General features: G+C 52.1%; 11 protein-coding genes. 5 read left to right on the top strand and 6 right to left on the bottom strand.

The window, feature by feature from the left end; all coding sequences use genetic code 11:
* Nucleotides 1-50: 50 nt before the first annotated feature.
* The 5 genes from MXE41_RS05850 to MXE41_RS05870 all read right to left on the bottom strand — a co-directional run bounded on the left by MXE41_RS05850 (nt 51) and on the right by MXE41_RS05870 (nt 2,844).
* On the bottom strand, nt 51-293 hold the full coding sequence (locus tag MXE41_RS05850) for a hypothetical protein (protein WP_247099724.1): 243 nt from the start codon (nt 291-293) through the stop codon (nt 51-53).
* 131 nt (nt 294-424) lie between these two features.
* Nucleotides 425-667: a hypothetical protein gene (locus MXE41_RS05855; RefSeq protein ID WP_247099725.1), complete on the bottom strand. Its 243-nt coding sequence runs from the start codon at nt 665-667 to the stop codon at nt 425-427.
* Between the two features lie 123 nt (nt 668-790).
* Nucleotides 791-1,129 carry a hypothetical protein gene (locus MXE41_RS05860; protein ID WP_247099727.1) on the bottom strand — a complete coding sequence of 113 codons (339 nt, stop codon included), beginning with the start codon at nt 1,127-1,129 and terminating at the stop codon, nt 791-793.
* Nucleotides 1,130-1,248: 119 nt separating this feature from the next.
* Complete coding sequence (locus MXE41_RS05865) at nt 1,249-1,515, bottom strand: hypothetical protein (protein WP_247099728.1); 267 nt, start codon at nt 1,513-1,515, stop codon at nt 1,249-1,251.
* A 120-nt stretch (nt 1,516-1,635) separates the two neighbouring features.
* A complete protein-coding gene (locus tag MXE41_RS05870) occupies nt 1,636-2,844 on the bottom strand; it encodes an Rpn family recombination-promoting nuclease/putative transposase (protein WP_247099729.1) in 1,209 nt (402 codons plus the stop codon).
* Between the two features lie 1,528 nt (nt 2,845-4,372).
* Between MXE41_RS05870 and MXE41_RS05875 the strand changes: the two genes are divergently transcribed.
* The gene (locus MXE41_RS05875; RefSeq protein WP_247099731.1) at nt 4,373-5,608 is read left to right on the top strand and encodes a hypothetical protein; all 1,236 of its coding nucleotides are present in this window, start codon (nt 4,373-4,375) and stop codon (nt 5,606-5,608) included.
* An 879-nt stretch (nt 5,609-6,487) separates the two neighbouring features.
* A complete protein-coding gene (locus MXE41_RS05880) occupies nt 6,488-8,926 on the top strand; it encodes a DUF4253 domain-containing protein (protein WP_247099733.1) in 2,439 nt (812 codons plus the stop codon).
* Between the two features lie 301 nt (nt 8,927-9,227).
* Here the strand turns inward: MXE41_RS05880 and MXE41_RS05885 are convergent, their stop codons facing one another.
* Nucleotides 9,228-9,449, bottom strand: a complete 222-nt coding sequence (locus tag MXE41_RS05885; RefSeq protein ID WP_247099735.1) for a hypothetical protein — start codon at nt 9,447-9,449, stop codon at nt 9,228-9,230.
* A 658-nt stretch (nt 9,450-10,107) separates the two neighbouring features.
* Between MXE41_RS05885 and MXE41_RS05890 the strand changes: the two genes are divergently transcribed.
* From MXE41_RS05890 to MXE41_RS05900, 3 genes are all read left to right on the top strand, one after another.
* Nucleotides 10,108-10,785: a hypothetical protein gene (locus tag MXE41_RS05890; protein ID WP_247099738.1), complete on the top strand. Its 678-nt coding sequence runs from the start codon at nt 10,108-10,110 to the stop codon at nt 10,783-10,785.
* A 1,907-nt stretch (nt 10,786-12,692) separates the two neighbouring features.
* Entirely contained in the window at nt 12,693-13,232 is a 540-nt protein-coding gene (locus MXE41_RS05895) for a hypothetical protein (protein ID WP_247099739.1), read from the top strand.
* Nucleotides 13,233-14,213: 981 nt separating this feature from the next.
* Nucleotides 14,214-16,604, top strand: coding sequence for a suppressor of fused domain protein (locus MXE41_RS05900; RefSeq protein WP_247099742.1), 2,391 nt, complete (start codon nt 14,214-14,216; stop codon nt 16,602-16,604).
* The last annotated feature ends 639 nt before the right edge of the window (nt 16,605-17,243 follow it).

Genomic DNA, 17,243 nt, shown 5'->3' on the forward strand with positions numbered 1-17,243 from the left:
ACCTGTAAAGATTACCCTGCCTTTGCAGGACGAGGCCTGCAGCTACGTGCTTAAGCAGACCGGCTCTGTGCTATAAGGGTGAGTACCTCGTCCCTGTCCCAGCTAAGAGCTGCATTTTGAATGCTTCGCATAACAGCAACGTCATTAATTTCTCTCAGTGCAGCCAGTGACTCATCAGGCATACCACCAAACCTGAGGTCCATGATATCTTTAATTGAGTCAGCATAGCCTTCATCGTAGGCTTCCTGGGCAATGCGCTTATAGCTGGCCTCAATTCTGCTTCTTAAATCCATTTGTCAGGTTCTCGTTAGTTGCTGTCCTGCAAGATTGCCTTAGGGCAGTGAAGGGAAGCCCTGAGGCTGCTCCTGGTTACGACCTGTAAAGATTACCCTGCCTTTGCAGGACGAGGCCTGCAGCTACGTGCTTAAGCAGACCGGCTCTGTGCTATAAGGGTGAGTACCTCGTCCCTGTCCCAGCTAAGAGCTGCATTTTGAATGCTTCTCATAACAGCAACGTCCTTAATTTCTCTCAGTGCTGCCAGTGACTCATCAGGCATACCACCAAACCTGAGGTCCATGATATCTTTAATTGAGTCAGCATAGCCTTTATCGTAGGCTTCCTGGGCAATGCGCTTATAGCTGGCTTCAATTCTGCTTCTTAAATCCATTTGTCAGGTTCTCGTTAGTTGCTGTCCTGCAGGATAGCTTAAGGGCAGCCAAGAGGCTGCCCCTGTTTACTACCAGTAAATATATCACCATGCCTTTGCAGGCCGAGGCCTGCAGCTACGTGCTTAAGCAGGCCGGCTCTGTGCTATAAGGTTGAGTACTTCGTTCTTGTCTCCGTAAACGGCTGCATTTTTAATGCTTCGCATAACAGCAACGTCATTAATTTCTCTCAGTGCTGCCAGCGACTCATCAGGCATACCACCAAACCTGAAGTCCATGATATCTTTAATTGAGTCAGCATAGCCGATAGCAAACCCTTCTGCATAGCCTATAGCAAAGCCTTCGGCAAAGCCTTCTTCATAGCCTATAGCAAAACCTATAGCAAAGCCTTCAGCATAGCCTTTATCGTAGGCTTCCTTGGCAATGCGCTTATAGCTGGCTTCAATTCTGCTTCTTAAATCCATTTGTCAGGTTCTCGTTAGTTGCTGTCCTGCAAGATAGCTTAAGGGCAGCCCTGAGGCTGCCCGTCTTACTACCTGTTAAGATACCCTGTCTTTGCAGGCCGAGGCCTGCAGCTACGTGCTTATGCAAGCCTGCTCTGTGCTATAAGGTTGAGTACCTCGTCCCTGTCCCCGGTAACGGCTGCATTTTGAATGCGTCGCATAACAGCAATGTCATTAATTTCTCTCAGCGCAGCCAGTGACTCATCAGGCATACCACCAAATCTGAGATCCATGATATCTTTAATTGAGTCGGCTCTGCCTAGTGCAATGCCTTTATCTAGGCATTTATCCTCGGCTTCCTGGGCAATGCGCTTATAGCTGGCTTCAATTCTGCTTCTTAAATCCATTTGTCAGGTTCTCGTTAGTTGCTGTCCTGCAAGATAGCTTGAGGGCAGCCCTGAGGCTGCCCGGCTTACCACCTGTTAAGATTACCCTGCCTTTGCAGGCCGAGGCCTGCAGCTACGTGCTTAAGCAGGCCTGCTCTGTGCTATAAGGTTGAGTACCTGATCCCTGTCCCAGCTAAGGGCTGCATTGTGAATGCTTTGCATAACAGCAACGTCATTAATTTCTCTCAGTGCAGCCAGTGACTCATCAGGCATACCACCAAACCTGAAGTCCATGATATCTTTAATTGAGTCAGCTCGGCCGATTACAATGCCTTCATCTCTGCCTTCATCTCTGCCGATTACAATGCCTTTATCTATGCCTTTATCCTCGGCTTCTTGGGCAATGCGCTTATAGCTGGCCTCAATTCTGCTTCTTAAATCCATAAGAACCTCCTCTGCATCTAAATTGCTGCGAAGATCGTTGATACCTAAAATGTTTTTGGCATACTTGTCGACATATTCGACAACTGTACGCTTCTGAGAATCGTCAATCTCAGTGGTCCTGATTAATTCCTTCAAGTGTTGAATCAGTCTCTCAACATCATGAACTTCAGAGGGAGTCATAAATCCCAGCAGGCAAGTGCCGATATTCGCACAGGCTATCAATCGACTTATACCATAATTTCCAAGATCAATAAATACCCTGTTCTGCCTGCATGCGAACTCTTTAAATGATGCAGTGGTTTTGCTGTCAATAACACCACATATCCTTCCTTTATTCCATCCTTCAGAACCGGTGTAAATGACGATCTGAAGCATACCTGGCCTCATTTCTGTAGAAGAAAAGATGGCAAACTCTTCGTCACTGTTAGCAAGGCCACTGGCGTAGACATCAAGACGAAAAGGCATCAGGCGGTCAGGCTTGCTTTGAAACTCAAAGTGAATGATGATTCTTGATTCCGGATAGTCCCTTAATGAGACTGCGAACGCACTGTCGGCATATTTCGTAGTCCATTTGTCCGTGAGAATCTGGGTATCCAGTTTCCGGAAGCTGTCCCAGTCTATGTTTTTGACTTCAGGGAACTGATCTGAGCACAAAGAACTCACAATTTCCCTGCAGAAATGTCTGTTTCCTGTTAATAATTTAGCGCCACCATCGTGTGTAAATTCACTGGATCTCAGTACATTAATGGTGTCGTCTGCTTCTCTGTCTGCAACAAGATCATTATTGACCTCTCCCTCCATAAGCTCTCTCTTTCCTTCTGTTACCTTCTCTTTCCTGTCATCCATGCCTGCGTCTACGTTAACCAGGTCGCATTGCAGGTCTTTTGAACCAATTTCATTGCTCAAAATGGCTCCTCGCATACATTGCGTATGCACAAAGTACAAAGATGGCGATGCTCTTGAAAGCACCTTTTGCAGTATTAATATTAAATTAGAAAATACAAAAATAAGTTGACAGTGATCACAATTATGCTTAAATCTTTCATTGCCAAGTCAGAATTTAAACATTTCTAATAATTATGCCAGGATTATTTGACGGATCTGATGAAAATGGCAGTAAAATTCTAGCCATGTGGCGGCATCATGGCCTGAATTGACCCTCTCTGTCAGCAAAAATGACAGTTTCAATGTTAATTACATGCGTTATTTAGCTGGAAATGACTCCAATTCTCCAGTCAGAAGCTGTTTTTCATATAATTTACCATCAATGTATTGGTGCACATTTTGGGCTTTAATAAGCTCTGCTCGGGCCATATCTATTCTTTTTCTTTCCCCTGTGTGCTGTTTGATCAGCTCAATCAGCTTGTTGGTGGGTGCCCGGTAAGCTCTCGTACCGGACAGCAAAGACTATTTCTGATTCTGATACTGCGTATTGACGGCTCCCTGAGGGTAGCCTCAGCCGATGTTGGGGCTGGGAGGTGATCGGTATTTAGGAGTTTGCATCATTGGGGCTGCAGCTCCTGGTCTTTGCTGTTTGCTTTTTCTACTTCGGCCTGCTGTTATATGCAGGTGCCTGTCCTGTTGTGCCGCGTTTAAGGCTGGGGCCGATCTGTGGCTGGTTACAAATATGAATGGAGATATGGTATTCATAGACTGTTAAGGCTGCATGTATGAACATCAACATTTCAGCCGATTAGCCAGCAAGGGCCTGATAACAGCTGTTTGCCGTCCCTTACGGTTCTGTTTGCGATATTGGTTACAGTATCAATAAATCATGATTTTTAGAGCTTTTCATGTCTGTTATGCTGTAAGTGACGCAGCTGCCATCCTGGATAAAGGTTGCCGTGTTATGACTGAGCTGAGCCGGCTCAGCTTTATCTGTCTCGGGCATAAATATCAGGCTGCTCTCATGACGCCGCGCTGCTGTAGCTTGTCTGCGCAGCAAGATGGCAGGCCATGACTGACCCGTGCAAGACCTGTCTGGCCTGGCCGTACCGGTCTTGAATGGTCTGTCTAAGAAACGGTTTCCCGTATATGGTATGGCCTGCCCGGTACGGGACTGGTCTTGAATGGTCTGTCTGAGATGCTGGTTTTCCGTATCTGGCATGGTCTTTTCGGTACGGGACTGGTCTTGAATGGCAGGAAAGCTTTATTGGCACAGCGGGCAGGTGGTTGCCTTCATCACATGCCTTGTGAGCAATGCATGGTTTTTATCGTGGTGATTTTCTCTGGCTGGAGGCCTGGCAAAGCTGTGGCTCCGAGACCTGGTATGGAAGTTTGTCGTGGAAAACCAGGTATTTCTGAGCTTTGCTTTCTTACTTGAGAATCAGGGCACTGGTTTATCGGTCTACAGGTTTTGCTGGGACAGATGCGGGCGTCATTGCTGTTATCTTCGGCACACTGCTGGCCTGTTGAGGCCTGTAAGGAAAAATTTATGGCTGTTATCAAGCGTACTCTGACCCCTCTGGTCAGAGAGCACAATACCCGTAAGATTCTGGCTGTTTACGGCCCTCACTTCTGTGGCAAAAGCTCACTGGTAAACGAGATTCTTCAGGAAAGAGGCGCCAGCGTCAGCCTGGATGGCGGCGATCCCTCTGATACCCTGTACCTGAGATCAGTAAGTGAGGACAATGCCGCAGAGTTCCTGCAGGACAAAAATTCCCTGCTCATCAAGAATGCCCATAAGGTACCTGGCATCAGCAAGATTCTGTTTGCTCTGGCCCGCGCCAATAAAGCCAGTGAGCACCATAAGCTCATTGTGATAACAAGCGCCATTGACCTCAGACTCAACCGCTCTGATGATGATCTTTTCAGCTTCAATATCGAACGTCTGGTCAATATAGACGAGGAGTCCCTGCTCTTTACCGAGGTTTATCTCTGGCCTTTTACCCTCAATGAAATTGTCGCCAGTGATGATCCTCGGCGCGTCTCAGCGGAGGTCGATCTGTGCATGGTAAGAGGACTGATGCCTGAAAGTGCCACCGACAGTGAGGTCCGATCAGATAATGGCCGCGCTCTTATTACCACGCATGAACGCTTAAGGGTGGAGTGCAGTCAGCGACTCGAGTTGCTGCTCAATGATCTGTTGCTGGCCGCCCCACGTCTTAACAGAGACAAGTTTCATGAGTTGCTGGTACTGCTGGCCCAGAAGCTGGGTCGTGAGCTGGACCTTGATGAAATGAGTCAGGTTCTGGGCCTGGGACCTGAGGTGCTCAAGGAGTATGTATCGGCTCTGGAGCGCTGCCTTGCCATTAAATCCTGCCGTTCCCTGCATCTGGCCATTTCAGGTGAAAAAAGCGATGGCCTGCGCATTTACTTTACCGATATTGCCCTGCGCAATTTCCTGATCAATGATTTCTCCCCTGTAGCCGATCGCAACGAGCAGGAGCTTCAGGCCCTCTTTGCCAGCCTCTTCTTTATGGAGCGCTATAAGAAACATGACCTTGAGCGCCGTCAGATCAGTATTTTCTACTGGAAAAAGACCATAGCAGAGCCTGGCAGCACCAACTCAGTAGATTTCGTGGAGCTCGGTGACGGCATGCGTGCCTGGCAGTGCGGCTACCGTGAAGATTTGTGCGCGCATTTTGACCCTCAGTCCCTCTTTGTTAAGACCTACCACCAGTGCAGTCTCCACAGAGTAACTCCTGCATCACTGGCAGCCTGCCTGTAGCCCCTGTCAGCCGTGTGACCTCAGCCATCCGGGATTTGTTGTCACGCGGCTTTAATCATGACCCTCTAATCAAAGCAGAAGCACATCCGGTCATAGTGCTCGTGCCGCTGTCTGAAAACTTTTCCGCCTTTAAGGCCCGCTGCTTTTGCAGTCGGAGCGGTCCTCTGTGCCAGTGCTCTTTTGCTCCTGTTTCTACCCTGTTTCCGCCCCTGTTAGTATTTGACATGCATCCAGCACAGTATTCAGCCCTGCACCTGGTCCATGACATTTTCGCAGCCTTAAAGACCTTGAGCACCTTCGCTGCTGTGCCTCTAACCACCAGGCTCTGTAATTTTCTGCACCCTTTGACCTCGAGAGCAGCCCCTGTGCGGCTGCCTGCGCATGCTGGTGGCCATACAGCTGCTGTTTTTAACCACTCAGACAGTCTCAGTCAGTCAGCCCGCCAGACAGGCAGGTCCAGGAGTGGAAGCAGCGTTACCTTGCAGGACCTTTAGTCAATGAGACCTGGCGGGCGTTTGCAGTACTGATGATGTTAAGGCATAGGTAAGGTCCAGGTGCAGGTGCAGACAGGTGCAGGTGGTCTCATGGTACATAACAGCCGTGCTGCCGGGGGTACAGGTGACACTGCGCTGGCGCTTTGTGCTTTTCGGACTGGCCTGTACCTGCATGACATTGGCCTATGGGAAGCACTTCTGCGGACTACGGTCTGTTTGTGGTGGGTGTCAGTATAAATTTTCTGCGTAAGGGCGGTTTTGCCACCGTATTTTTTTGCGGTAAACCAGCTCAGTGGCGCATTGGCGGCCCCGGCAGGATCCATGCAGGGCTTTGTGCGGTTATAATGGGTGTTCAGGTTTTAATTTGGATGGGAGCTTACTCATAATGGATCAGCAAGCACGCCGCAGCGTCAGAAGCAGTCGTGACAACAGTGCCGCTCAGGACACCAGTGAGTATGCTGATGTCTTCAACGGTATTGTGCTGCTCTCTGATGATCATTTTGACAAGGAAAAGCTGCTGCGCGATCTGTGGCAGATCTGGCGTCTTAATGTCCAGAACATAGAAAATGCCACTGCCGGTGTGCCTACGCTCATTTTTACCTGTGAGCAGTGCCGCGTCATGATCTCCCTGCAGTCCCGTCCTGTAGGTGAACCACGCCTTGCCAGCTATATCCAGTCTCCTTTCCGCCGTAAGGGTGGCTTTAATCCCGTCCATCGTCATCAGGCCCACATAATTATTGCCATGCTCCCCATGGTAAGAAAGACTCAGCTTGAGCAGGCCTGTCTGTTTACCCGCATTATGGATGCCCTGAGCTGTCAGGAAAGTACCCTCGGTATTTTCTGCGGCCACATTGTCTATCATCCTGATTACTATCACGATTATGCTCAGGTACTGCAGCATGGTGAGCTGCCGGTATGGCTGTGGCTGTGGTACGAAAAAAGCGGCAGCGGAGCTGACTTTACTCTGCGTACCAGAGGCATGGACATGTTCGGCAAGGAGGAGCTCGAGCTTACTGATCCCCACGATCATGAGATGGTAGCCCTGGCCTTCTTAGGCGAGGCCGCTGCCCTGATTATCAAGGAAGATCTCAAGCTTACCGAAGGCAGCTTTGTTGAGCTCATGCCTGATTTTCGCCATCTTATTGGCCGCCGTCTGCTTGAAAATACCTTTACCGGAGATAAATCCCTGCCTGGTGAAGCGTCTGAGGCTGCCAGTGGTGCCCAGAATGCAGCCGTGCAGTCTGGCAGCGGCCGGGCTGGTCTGGTTCCAGCCGGCATCAGTACCCCAGGTCAGACCGCAGGTCTTACTGACGGCCTGTCTGCACAGACTGACAGCACAGGCAGGCCTGTTGATGAGCCTGGTCTGCTGCGCTCAGGTACCAGCGTACTGACCATTGCCGGTCACTATTATGATCATGTCCTTGATGACGAAAATTATGTCATCGACGACATGTCCTCCTATATGGAGTCAGCTCAGCGCCATCTTATTGAAGATCAGGGCATGGATCCGGGGCATATTGACCTGGCCCTTGCCGAGCTGTCAGCCTGTACCAATATGGCCTTCTATCTGCGCTGGTGTATTGAAAATGACATGGTCAGTCCCATGCTGCGTCAGACCTGCCCGGAAATGATAGAGATGGTGCGCAAGTCTCCTCAGAGCATCAATCTGCGCGGCCTCGTGCGTGATGTCTTCCATGGCCGTCTGCTGTCAGCCTTCTTTACCAGCAGAGGACGCTCTTTTGGTGACTTTATACACGTAAGAGAGCGCAAGGGCGGCCTTAATGAGCCTCAGCGCATCCCTGTAGAGATTAACAGCTGGAATGAGGCCGGTTATCAGCAGCGCGTGGCTCATTACAAAAAGGAAATGGTACGCTGGCAGGCCTATGATCTTAGCTCCAGCTCGCGCGAACCATCTCCTCTGGTACGTGCCTTTATCCGCTATATGGACTGCGACTGCACCTATTTCCCGGCTCAGCGCAAGGACGATCAGATTATCGCCGCCTGGCAGGAAGCCCGCGACAGGGGCCCAGCTCAGGGTACTTTCCCGCTGATTGTCATCCCTGATATCAGACTGTGGCGTACCATTATGGCCAACAGCGATCGCAGCAATTTTGACTCACCGGGCCTGCACTTTAACAGAGACAAGGTCATCAGCCTGCGCCAGCAGCTCATTGCCCACGATGTCTCCGATGGTGATGAGGTGCTGCGCAGCCGCTATGAAGGTCACGTCCGTCAGGTAGCCAGAGCAGCTTCAGATCGTGCCCGACTTGCTACCCGCGCTGCTGCCCGTGCCGCCCTGGCCTCAGGTCGCAGTACTGAGGAAAAGGTAGAGGCCCGTGCAGCTGCTGCCGGACGTGCAGCAGCCGCATCTGCAACATCAGCCATTACTGCCGCCTGGAACCGCCTTGGCAATGGCAGCTGGCAGCGTTTTGCTCACTGCGGTACCTCCTGCAGCCGTCTGAGCTCTTTCTGGAACAGCCGCCTTAATGTCAGTCTGCCTGTTATCCTGGCCCATATTCCTGTAACCCGCTGCCATGAAATCTTTGCCTGGCTGCCTGCAGGCCGCTGGGGTACAGCACCTGACAATACCGACCTCATGTCCGTAAGCTATTTGTGGCATCAGCGCTACGAGGCCGTACCGGCCGTGATTGGCTACAACCGTATGGAATTTGTCCTGCCTCGTGCCCCGGCTCCGGAAACAGTACCGGCCATCACCCGTGAGGTCAGCGCCCTGTGCCCTGACCTTACTGCCGCAAGCCACAGCCTTGATCTGCTGGCTGCCTCATTAAGCCGCTCCAGCGTCTGGCAGCTGTTCTGGCACTGATATCTTTACAGCCCTGCAGGCGCCGTCCGCCACCGGCCACCCCTGCAGGGCTGCACACCGCCTGTCACCAGTGTCGGCCAGAGCAGACCATGACTTTGCCTTCTGGCCCTTGCGCAAGGCCACACTCCAGTACCAGTCTCATCCCGTCCCGTACCTTACAAAACTGCAGCCCTGTTCCTGTCCCCTGCCTCCTGCCCTCTGTCTGTATTGTCAGCCTTCTTGCTCTGTCAGTGACATGTGGCCTCCATGCAGCACAGCCGCACCTGTTCATGTGAAAGCTTAATACAGCTCTACCCTGTAATTATGTGTAAAGTGCTTTAGTAAGCCATGGCATACCATGGCTGCTCCTGCAGGTTAAGAGGCTGTCCATGGCCTTGCCGCTTTCGTCGGTTAATGTACCGTGCCTGGCCTGGCTGTTCTCGTCATTGCAGGGACTGTGCTTACCCTGACTGCTCTCATCAGTGAAAGGACGATGATGGCGCCCGTTTACGGGCGCAAACAGAAAAGTCTCATTACCGTCCATGGCGGCCATTCAGGCCTGCACGAGAATGACAGTCAGTGCACTTAAATTATGTCTGGTGTGCAGCTGCGCGCGAAACCTTGCTTAAATGTTATATGCGTAAACAGATGAAAGTATGTTTGGCTTTCAATACTGCAGCCCTCAGGCTTCCATTTGATAAGGTAAAACGACATCATCATTTTCACCAGGCTGAACGTGCTTTGCTCATACAGCCTTTCCGGCGGGCTTGCTCACACTTTACTTCAGACTTTTCGCCACTTTGAGCAGGCAGCCTGATTTGAACACCTGCTGTCGGCTTTCATACCTGAATACAGGTCAGAACACAGCATATTGGGGTATGAGCAGTGCAGCAAGGCCAGTTGTGCATAAGAATCAGCCAGTTCCGGGCTGTCTGTGAGAGGCAGTTAAGTGTACGCAAACGCAGAGCACAGTAATCAGCTGGAGGTCTGGCTCAAGGTACAGCCAAATGCCGGAACAGTATGAGCAGCAGCGGATGTCCATAAGGCTTCAGCTGCGAGGGCTTTTGCAGGAGCCGGTGCAGCTGGAGGCTTGAGTTTGCACCACTGGTGCGATCCCTGTCGTAAAACGGGAGTGAAATTTTTCAAGTTGTCCTGATAAGTGCTATTCTGTGGCGTCTATTTAATCAGGAGTAACACAGACCATGTCTCATAATGAAGCTGATCAGCTGCCGGAGAATCCTCTTGAGCATCTGAACTTCAACCGCGCGGACTACTTTATCCAGTTCTTTATTGTTTCCCCTCTGCCTCTGATTTTCCTCGTCTCTCTTTACCAGTCCATAGAAAAGGGGGCCCGTAATATTGAGGACCTGGCCACTATCGGTCTTGGCCTGTACTTTATCTTCAGCTGGATACTCTATCCTCTGTCCTATCTTGCCATTCAGTTCATGGCCGCACGTCGTATCAATCTGCGCAAGGCGGCAGACAAGGCCTCAAGCCGTATTACCCTCAAGTATCTGAGTGTACTGGGCGGTTACTTCCTGGCTATTCCCCTGTCCTTTGTAGGCTATACCGTTTTCAACAATATCAAAACCTTCCGTGCCCTTAAGAAAGGCTGCCCATCCTGCGTCTCATCTCCGGCAGCAGCCGATGCCATGGCTGCGCAGCGCGCTCAGGCTGAGGCTGAAGAGCTCTCCGAGCTCAATGCAGCCAGTGACAGCAAAGACAGTGACACTAAGGATAATGCAGAAGGTCCTGACAGTGCTGACCTCAAGGATACACCTGCACCGGCTGCCAGGTCTGATTCTTCCTCTGCAGGCGCAAATGACAGTGGTGCAACAGCAGCCTGTGCAGACAGATCTGAACTCTCTGATAAGAAGTAAGCTCAGAGCAGGGGACTTACCATGAGCGCAGCAAGTGATGCACTGTATCAGGTCCCCCATTGGTAAGTGAGCACAGCATGCCGCACCTTTGATAAAAGCACTTTTGATAAAAGCCCCTCTTTCCCTCAGGGAATCAGGGGTTTTTTCATGCCTGCAGATAACCAGTGCACGGGCTGACTCTTTCCTGAGCAAGGCCCCATGACCCCTGTCTCCACAGGCCCAGGGCCCATATGCTCTAATTATCTTGCTGTCAGCGCCCGCTCCAGCATTCCCGGACGGAGCTCAACCAGCCGCCAGCTCGACTGACTGCATGGCACTGCCCAAAGCCAGGCTGCATGATTTCAGCTCACCATCTGCCCCATGCAGACTGTCCCTGCCTGTTTTCTCAAAGTACAGTCACCTGAGCCGCTTAAATCATCTCTCAACAGCATCGCTTCAGACGTCCCATCATCCTGTCTTTCCCCTACGTACTGTACTGTAATGATATTCATCCCGGCGTGAGTGTCAGAGTAACCCGGCTCCCCGGCCACTCCCTCGTCAGCAAGCCTGACTCCGCTGCGTTTATTGCACAGCAGTGTCGGTCTTACTCTCAGTCAATCGGCCCATCACAGTCCATGGGCCTGACACAACGGTTTGATGGGGTCGTTCTCACTCTCAGTTAATCGGCCGATCCCAGTCCATGGGACAGGCACAGCTGTATGAAGGTGTCAGTATCTCTCTGAGTTAAGGCCTTATGCTCTGTGTATGGGACTGACACAACAGCAAGAAAACGCCCTTTTTGCTGCGAATGGGCCTGAGTTGCCAGGATATGCACTGTAAAAGACTTTGCAGCACCATTTGGGTACTGGTTACAGCATCAACACACTGCAGAGGGCGGCAGACCAGGTGGCAGCAAGTCCACGGATATCTCTAGATGCAAGCTGATAAACAGGCCATTTCCTGGCAGAAAATTATCGCTCTTCAAAGCGGGATCCACATCATAGTTTCAAGCTTTTATCTGTGCCATGGCTTCAGGAAATTACTATTATGGATGTATCACTGCACAATTTTTACAGCTGCCATGATATGACAGCCAGGCAGGAACATTCACCTCAATCCCGCTCCACAGGTATAGAGCACAGGCAGTTTGTGGTCCACTTGAGCTAATGCAGAGCCCGGATGATGCCAGAGGAGCTTATCTGCCATGGCGACCTGAGCAGTTTGTGGTCCACTTGAGCTAATGCGGAGCCCGGATGATGCCAGAGGAGCTTATCTGCCATGGCGATCTGAGCGGCAAATGCGCAACAGCATAACAGCAGGCCGGTGAGCCTGCGCCGGAAAGCCTGACACCTGCAGAGCATGCAGGAATATGCATACCCATACTGTATTAAGCTCTATATGACTGCCATATTTATCCTGTACTTTGCTATGTCTAAATCGCAGGCGCTAAGCGCTGTGCAACAGTTGCAGCCCACTGCTCAGAACCTGCCTGAGTCGGTCGCCAGATGTGTTTTACCGGCTTATTGAGACAAGGTTTATGCCGGACACAGCGTGATTTTTAAGGGGCAGTTGCCGCACATGAGTCGCGGCTATCGGACTTTCATGGCTGACTGAGATCACCTGCAAACAGAGCAGCATACTGAGCTGCACACAGGGTTGCGCTTTATCAGCGGAGGCAGCATACGGCCGGTAATCATGGCATATGGGGCCTGTCTGCAGATGGCAGCATGGGGCTCATTGACAATGAAAGCCCAGTCACAGGCCTTATGAGGCCAGAAGGGTTTTGTCACCGCGACCCTTGAGGTCAGAGGCAACTGGTCTTAGGGATGGCGGGGAATGAAGGGAGTAACAGGAACATTTCCTGAACAGTATCCTGGCGCATTCAGGCTGGGGCAGTATCGCCCTGATATGAATGCAAGGAGGGAAAAATGAGTGTATGGGGGATAAGAGCACTGGAGTCCGATAAGGGACTTGATGCTATCGACTGTCTATCGGCCAGTTATCTGCGTGACAGACAGCAGATTAATCTTGAAGAAATGGCTCAGCTGCTGATGTCTCAGGGCCTGCTGGGCCGTGATGAGCAAAGCAGCAGTCTGAGCTCTGATACTACAGCCCTGGTGCTGGCCGAGCTGCTTTATGAGTGGCATGTCTATGGCTCTCCTGAGTATGACTGTGACTGTGCCGGAGTAATATGGCAAAGTATCACGGCATTCAGTGCCGCACCTGAATCGGTAGACAAACTGCTCCACCATGTGGAAGACATTTATGCCGATGTCTGCGCCCGCAATGACAGCCGCCCTCTGGTACGCTACTGGCTCCACAGCGCCTGCTGCAGCGCCTGGGTAGAGCACCTTGAAAACCTTATCCAGATGCTTACTGACCTCAGAGACGAAGCCCTCAGGCAAAATGCCCTGCAGGCTTTACACTGCAGTCAGCAGCTCAACATTGGAGCATGCCGTGCACCTTAGTATCAGCGCTCCATGAGTCAGGGTCAAGTGCGGGTCATCAGCAGTATCATGCAAGACAGCTGCTGGCCATTGGGCTCAGCGCTAACCGCTAACCAGTCACGGGCACATATCAGTCCGTCAGCCACAGCCGGGCCCGGCCCTGTCTCCTGAGGAGACAGCAGCAGCCTGGTAACTCATACCGTGGAAGTGAGTAAGTTAACAACCCGCCACACAGCCAGTTTAATTAACTGACAGACATGTACTTTAAATTCTGATTTGCAAGCCACAGCTCGTCTGTGGCTTTTTTATGCCCCTGTTATGCGCGCCACTCTCTTTAAATGACGCAATAGCCGATTCTCTGCAGGCGCCTGACGACTCCTGTAGCTGGCATCTTTCCTGGCGGCTCCCGGCATCCCCCTTATCCCCCGTACTTTCATCCGTTGGGCTTGCAGTCAGAACTGTGGTCCTGTCTTGTACATGCGCTGCAGCTGTGCTGATCTGAGCTGTGAATATGCTTTGCCTGCCCAGTCTGGCAGGCTCTGCCTTTTGCTGACCATTTGCCGATAATGATGATTCTGATGATGAAGTATGTCCCCCGGCAGTAAGGCGATGCCAGGAGCTGGTTAGTGGGGATATGACTTCATGAGGTCATGGGGGAGGACTGTGTCAGCGCTCATGTCAGCGCACATGGCAGCGCTAATTTCAGTGCTCATGGTAAGGATTCCATTTTTCAATGGCCTGCCTGGATATTGCTGGCTGCTGGTGGCCCCTGGAAGCACTGGGGCATACGCCGGTGTAAGGCAGGGTCAGTTGGGGTTTTGGCGCTGATGAAACTATAATAAGTCTCCAGGCCGCCCGGCCTGTTGTCCACGGCTGTGAGCCTGAGCCATATCCTGAAGCTGGCATGAGTGCAGTTTAATCCTGTTATGTGCTTTGCTCATGCCGGGGATGAGGGTTTGGTGCGGGCGGGCGTTCAGATGATATGCATCGAGGTTAAGGTTCATGCAAACAGTCTCTAATATGGATTTCAATGTCGACTACGACTTAACGCAGCATGGCTATACTCCCGAGCAGCTGAGATCCTTTGATCGTCATCTGGAGCTTAATTTCGGACCTGTTGACCAGATAATGGCCGCCCCGTCCTGCAGCAATCCAGTCATTGACCTTATTGTCCTGGCCCCTGACCCTTTAGCGGGCCGTAATTTTTATACCCTCCTTACCCGTGGTATGGGCAGTTACATTGCCCCTGCCCGTAATGATATGGAGCGCAGCCTGCCTGAGCGTGTTGAGCTCATCATGTTTATTGAGACAGCATGGGAGGCTCCGCGCATAAGTGCCGATACCGGACCTGACACATTCTGGCCTGCCCTGTCCATGCTGCGCCTTGCCCGCATGCCTTATGCTACAGGCAGGCGTATCGGTCCTGATACCATTTTTGACAATGAAGAGCCTCTTTGTGAAAACAGCCCTTATGAAGGCCTGCTGGTGCGCTCTGTTGCCACCTCCTGTATTCCCGAGGCCCGTATCTGGACCATGCCTGATCTGCAGCAGGTAATATTTTTACAGGTCGTACCCCTGATGCGCGATGAAATGGATCATGCGCGCAACGACGATATTACTTCGCTTTATGACTATCTTGGCTGGCGCGGACACTTTACTGTCAACTTCCGATCCAGCGCCTTTGATCCCACCCGCTCATATTTTGACTATGTATTCTGTGACAGCCGCTGGTATCTGCGCTTTATTGAGCGCAACCGCCTTGAGGTCAGTGACAGTACGGCCTGGCTGCCAGGTGCCTGGTATATGCGCTTTCTTATCGACAGCGGCATGGTCAATGAAGATTTTGTCAAAGAGTTTCATGAGCTTAAGGGCTATATTGACGGTGAAGAGTGCGATTTTGATTTCGAGGCCTTTTACCGTGATGTGCTGCAGGGCTGCCTCGACAGGCGTTTTCTCAACAAGCACGGCTGGTTCTTTACCGAGCACTATTTTGATTCTTCTGACTATCCCAACTATCACAGCGATTTGCTCGATTTGCGCGCCCGACATCTGGGAGTGTCTGTGCGTGAGGGGCTGAGCTTTACCATACCTGAGGGTACTGAGCGCTCTGTCATTGAGGCCATGTGGCAGGATATACGTCAGGTGATGAAAAAGCGTCTGCATTTCATGGCCCATGAAATGTACTTTGACCGTGACTATGACCGCCTGCTCAGCCAGTGCACGGCCGTCATGATGGACTGTAAGAGCAGCTTCTACCCGCCTGTTATCGATATCTCGCCCATGGTGTGCCATTTGCGCCATGCCATGCGCACTGTGCTGGCCGGAGAAGGCTGCCCTGTGCTGGTCGAGGTCTCAGCTGACATGCTCAAGCGTCTTGCCTGCAGCCAGATAAGCGGTGTGGTAATGGCCCGTCGTGACTGGGGCAGCCTTGAGTCTCTTATAAACTCCAGCTGGCGCAGCCGCGCACCTGGGCGCACTGAAGACGAGCTTATCGTGGGCAGCGTATTCCAGGCATGGGCTGACCGCCCTTACAATCGCTATCAGGCATGGCCGCCTTTACAGAACAATGGTCAGGCCCGTATTCTGACCCTGCTCAAAAAGGCTGCCTTTAACTCAAAGGTCGCTGAGCGATCCTTTGAGCAGCTGTGTGCCCTCTATCTTAAGAGTGCAGGCAAGTCCGCCCATGAGCGCCCGGTCACTGCAGTGCCGGGGGCCCACAGGACAGCCTCCCCTGATGCCCTTGCCCAGCCGGGCGCAACAGCTGAAAATGCCCCTGCATTGCAGCCGGGCTCAGCCCCGGGAACAGTGCCTGCAACGGGATCAGTCCCTGCGCCAGGCTCATCCCCGGCTGCGGCAACTGCAGCAGCCCCGGCGGGCAAAGCCCGTGGCGGAGGCAGCCAGGAGCGCCAGTACCGCAAGAGCGTACAGAAGATTTTACAGGCCATGTGCTGTCAGCCTGAGGACGATACCTTTATGGACATGCATACCATATGGCATGACTCCCAGAGGGTAAGCCGTCCCCTGCTGCTTTGTCATCTGCCGGTAAAGCATCCTGTCGATGTCATAAGCTGGCTGCCTTATCTGAGCGGTGTACCGGGCCTGTCTATCCACAATATGATGGAAATATTCCACATGTGGTTTGACGAACTGGGCGCCATGCCTCTGGTATTGAGAGACTGGTCCATTGAATTTGTTACTGCCGAACCACTAAAGCCACGTCAGGCTCAGCGTCTTGTCCACGAGCTGGTAGCCCTGTGCCCCAAGCTGCGTCTGCTGCTGGAAATGAAGGTATGTACCCTTGAAAGTCTGCAGGATAAAATCAGGGGCAAACACAGCTTTACTGTAGACTGGTACCCTGTTGAGGCCTGCGCCTCCCATCCATGGGGCTATTAAGCACGAGGCACCGTCCTGCCATATTGCAGACGTGTAAGCCCTGCCACCGGGGCGCAGATCTGCATGAGATAAGCTGCAGATACCGGGGCCTTTTGTCCCCGTAACCTGCAGAGACACAGTCAGCCCTGGCTGTGCTCCTGCCCATAAGGTTAACTTGCCGACAGCACGACCTGAGCTTGAGTCACCAGGTCTTAGTCTGAGTATGATTCTGAGCCCGCAGCTGACCTGCCAGACTTAATGCCCATTTGTCGGCTGATACAGCCTGCATGGCGAGGGCATAACTTTAGCTGCTGTCTCAGCCATTAAGTGGCCTTACTACGCCAACCATAGTGCAGGTCAGACCTGTCGACGCCTTAACAGCTCAGCCGTCCAGCCAGACCTGTGCCAGGCCCGCTTGTCCTGTTGAGCCTGCAATGGCTGACAGCGCAGACGCAGCCACGGCCACGGCAGTCGCTGCATTACCGTGTCCGTGGCTGTGGCGGTGATCCCAGCCATTGAGTTGCCTGACCGGCTGTCCTGTGGTGCCGTTAACATCTGTTGACAGCATGATGTCCCTGGTCAGCCTTGCTCAAGCTGCCGCGCTTTGAGCCCTGCTGCGCTCCTGCCCGACGGGTAACTGGGCCGGCCTGCCTGCATTCA

Origin of the sequence: Anaerobiospirillum sp. NML120449 (assembly GCF_023051105.1) — a bacterium.
Lineage (GTDB): Bacteria > Pseudomonadota > Gammaproteobacteria > Enterobacterales > Succinivibrionaceae > Anaerobiospirillum.